The organism is Sphingopyxis sp. (genome assembly GCF_036402335.1).
Lineage (GTDB): Bacteria > Pseudomonadota > Alphaproteobacteria > Sphingomonadales > Sphingomonadaceae > Sphingopyxis.
Genome location: NZ_DASWTD010000537.1, coordinates 1 through 4,177 on the forward strand (window position 1 = coordinate 1; position 4,177 = coordinate 4,177).

The 4,177-nt window shown below is 61.6% G+C and carries 2 protein-coding genes and 1 pseudogene; all 3 read left to right on the forward strand.

Annotation, left to right across the window (positions count from 1 at the left end):
- Positions 1-230: 230 nt before the first annotated feature.
- Positions 231-1,694, forward strand: coding sequence for a protein adenylyltransferase SelO (locus VGD20_RS17575; protein WP_331135672.1), 1,464 nt, complete (start codon positions 231-233; stop codon positions 1,692-1,694).
- 126 nt (positions 1,695-1,820) lie between these two features.
- The gene (locus VGD20_RS17580; RefSeq protein WP_349256381.1) at positions 1,821-3,035 is read left to right on the forward strand and encodes a nucleotide sugar dehydrogenase; all 1,215 of its coding nucleotides are present in this window, start codon (positions 1,821-1,823) and stop codon (positions 3,033-3,035) included.
- 205 nt (positions 3,036-3,240) lie between these two features.
- Positions 3,241-4,177: pseudogene (locus tag VGD20_RS17585) on the forward strand (hypothetical protein); the annotation flags it as partial.

Here is a 4,177-nt window from a genome sequence, read left to right on the forward strand (position 1 = left end):
CAGCGCCATCCCGGACGCGACCGCACTGCTAGGCGCGGTTAATTTATAATTCAACAAAATTCGCATGTTAAATCCCCGCCAATATATGCGACCCAACCAGCAATCCCCGACGAGGAAGATCGTTCCCTGAAACGCGGAAACCGGCAATCTTCGCGATGGATTGTGCGTAGACGGCGGCAGCTTGCAATCATCGGCGCGAAACTCGACATATCGGGGCGAGGAGCAGCGTCATGAATATCAGGTTCGATAACAGTTTCTTCACCGCAATGGAGGGCTTTTACGCCCCCGGGGAAGCGACCGAACCCTCGGCGCCGCACCTGCTCGCCTTTAATCACCTGCTTGCCCGCCGGCTCGGGATCGACACGGCGGACACTTCCGACGAAGAACTGGCACGCATATTTTCCGGCAAGGCGCTCCCGCAGGGCGCGAACCCGCTCGCGCTCGCCTATGCCGGCCATCAGTTCGGCCATTTTTCGCCGCAACTCGGCGACGGCCGTGCGCTCCTGCTGGGGGAGGTCGTGGCGCCCGACGGCCTGCGCTTCGATATGCAGCTCAAAGGATCGGGGCCGACCGCCTTTTCGCGGAATGGCGATGGGAAAGCGGCGATCGGACCGGTATTGCGGGAGTTTCTGGTGTCCGAGGCGATGGCGGCGCTTGGAGTACCCACGACCCGATCGCTTGCGGCAGTCGCGACCGGCGACCGCGTCCAGCGCGAACGCGCCCACCCCGGCGCGGTGCTGACGCGCATCGCGAGCAGCCATATCCGCGTCGGTACCTTTCAGTTCTTTGCGGCGCATTTCGGCGCCGATCACGTCATCCAGCTTTCCGACTACAGCATCCGGCGTCATTTTCCTGATCTTGTCGCGGAATCGAATCCGCATCTGGCGCTGCTCGATCGCGTAATCGAACTGCAGTGTACGCTCGTGGCGCAATGGCTTGGGGTCGGTTTCGTTCACGGTGTCATGAATACCGACAACGTCGCGATCACCGGCGAAACGATCGATTATGGACCGTGCGCCTTCGTGGACCGGTTCGCGGTCGAGACGGTGTTCAGCTCGATCGACGCCAACGGCCGCTATGCCTATGGGCGCCAGCCGCAGATCATGCACTGGAACATGGCGCGTTTTGCCGAGGCGCTGTTGCCTGCAATCCATGCGACCGATCCCGCGGGGGTCGAAGAAGCGAAAGAAAGGGTCGACCGGATTCCCCATCGCTTCCGCATCGCCTGGCTTGCGCAGATGCGCCGAAAGCTGGGGCTCGGCGACCCGTTCGAAGGGGAGGGAGCACTGGTCGACGATCTCTTCGAGGCACTGGAGCGGCTCGAGGTTGATTTCACATCCTTCTTTCGCGCGCTGGCATCGTTGCTGCGCGGTGATGGCGACACATTGGCACGGCTGCTGCCAGAACCTGCTGCAATGGCGGCGTGGATCGCGAGATGGTGGGAGCATGTCGAACAGCAGACGGCAAGCCCGGTGGAGCGGGCCGCGGCAATGGACATGGTGAATCCTCTCTATATTCCGCGAAACCATCAGGTCGAGCGTGCGCTGGCTGCTGCGGAGCAGGGCGACCTCGATCCGTGGCTCGAATTGCTCGACGTCGTCCGCCACCCCTATGCGCTGCGTGCCGGAAAGGCGGATTATGCGTCGCCGCCGCCGGAAAGCTTCGGTCCGTACAAGACATTCTGCGGGACATGATCTGCCCGCCGCCATCTATCCCGGAAACCTCTCCCTCCGCGAGCCGCTCGTTCGGATCAAGTTGAGCAGACGAACCCGGCTTGCTAGGGAGCGGCCTCTCTCTCCCAACGGTATAGGAAACGAATTTTGCTCCAGTCACATGCGCAGCCGATTTCCACTCCGGGCAACAAGACCAAGATCGCGATCGTCGGCACCGGTTATGTGGGTATTTCAAATGCCGTGCTGCTCGCGCAGCATAATCGCGTCGTTGCGCTCGATATCGACAATCGCAAGGTCGAGCAGATCAATGCACACATTTCGCCTATCGCCGATCCCGAGATCGAGGACTATCTGGCGAACCGCGAGCTCGACCTGATCGCGACGACCGACAAGGCTTTGGCCTATGACGGCGCCGATTTCGTCGTCGTCGCGACGCCGACCGACTATGATCCCGATACCAATTATTTCGACACCCGGTCGGTCGAATCGGTGATCGCCGACGCGTTGGCGATGGCGCCCGGTGCCATGGTCGTCGTCAAATCGACCGTTCCTGTCGGTTTCACCGAACGCATGCGGGCAGAACATGGTAACGATGCGATCGTCTTTTCACCCGAGTTCCTGCGCGAGGGCCGCGCATTGTTCGATAATCTTCACCCGTCGCGGATCATCATCGGCAACACCCATCCGCGCGCGGCCGAGTTCGCGAATTTGTTGCTTAGCGCCTCGCTCAAGCCCGAAGCGACCGTCCTGCAGACCGGAAATACCGAGGCCGAGGCGATCAAGCTCTTCGCGAATACCTATCTTGCGATGCGCGTCGCCTTCTTTAACGAGCTCGACACCTATGCCGCGATGCATGGCGCGGATTCGCGCCAGATCATCGACGGGGTCGGCCTCGATCCCCGGATCGGGCAGTTCTACAATAATCCATCCTTTGGCTATGGCGGCTATTGCCTGCCCAAGGACACGAAGCAGATGCTCGCGAACTACAAGGAAGTACCGCAGAATCTGATTCAGGCGATCGTCGCATCGAACACGACACGCAAGGATTTCGTCGCATCGGAAGTTCTGAAGCGCAATCCGCGGGTCGTCGGAATCCATCGGCTGGCGATGAAGGCCGGATCGGATAATTTTCGTGCGAGCAGCATTCTTGGCGTGATGAAGCGCATCAAGGCGAAGGGGGTCGAGGTCATCATCTACGAACCGCTGCTCGAGGAGGACAGGCTGTTCAACTCGCGCGTCATTCGCGATCTTGCGGCGTTCAAGGCGGAGGCCGACGTGATCATCGCCAACCGGGTCGCCGAAGAGTTGGCCGACGTGACCGACAAGGTCTACAGCCGCGACTTGTTCGGTGTCGATTCCTGATCGGCGGAACTTGATCGGGGCGGGCTCGTTGATTGGAGGAATCCACGGACCGGGCAGGGGAAATGCGACGAAATGAAGGGGTGGGACGCCTTTTCCGCGATAGAAACGGGTTGCGCCGTCGCTGCCAGCAAGCCACACGTGCATCATTGGCGGGCCACAGATGCATTTTCCTGAAAAACCTCGTGAATCCCGGCCCCGTCGATTTGTGCGGGTTCGGCGCCTGCTGATCGTTTCAACCTCCATAGCCTGCATCGGCGGGGCGGGCGCAGCGCAGGCGCAGCAGGTCGAGCCGTCGAAGGTCGTGCCGACGCTTCAATCGACGGCTGCCGACCCCATCGCGGCACCGACCCCGCCGCCACCCGATGTGCAACTCCCCGAAGTCGCGCCGATCATCGAGGATGATGAATTCGAAAAGGCGATCCCGCCGATCAGCGCCGAGGATGACGCCGAACTCGACCGCCCGCTCGAATCCATCGCCGATTTCGAGAAACGTCAGGCTTCCGAATCCGCAAAAGCAGCCACAGCAACCGGTTCGACGACTGTTGAAGCGCAGCCGCCAGAGGCGGGCGGCGTGCCGGTTCCGGCACTGGCCGACGGCGACGCGGTCGAGGCAATCGGCGACGCTCCGATCAGCGACAGCGAACTCGCCGCCCCGCTCCCGCCGCTCGAAAATTTCAACGTCGAACCGGTCGTCTTCGCCGAGGCCGAGGATGACAAGGACAATGTCAGCATCAGCTATTCGGTACAGGTCAATGGGCTCGATCCGGCTGACGACAGCACAGACGTCGATCTTGCAGACCTGTTCGGCGACCTGTCGGCGCTCTACGAGGGCGACGGAAAGGCCGACAATGCCGCGATGATCCGCGCGCGCCTGTCTGCAGACGGCGAGCTGATGCAGCGTATCCTCGCGTCCGAAGGCTATTACGACGCGGTCGTCGACACGCGGATCGATCGCGGCGAGCGCGAGGAGGGGCAGGAACGCCAGCGCCGTCCGATTACGGCGGTCATCGACGTCAAACCGGGTCAACGCTACACGCTGTCCGATATCGTGATCAACGCAGCGCCGACGGTGCCCCCGACGCTGATCGCCGATAATTTTCCGTTGGCAGTCGGCGAGCCGATCGTCGCGCAACGCATCCAGG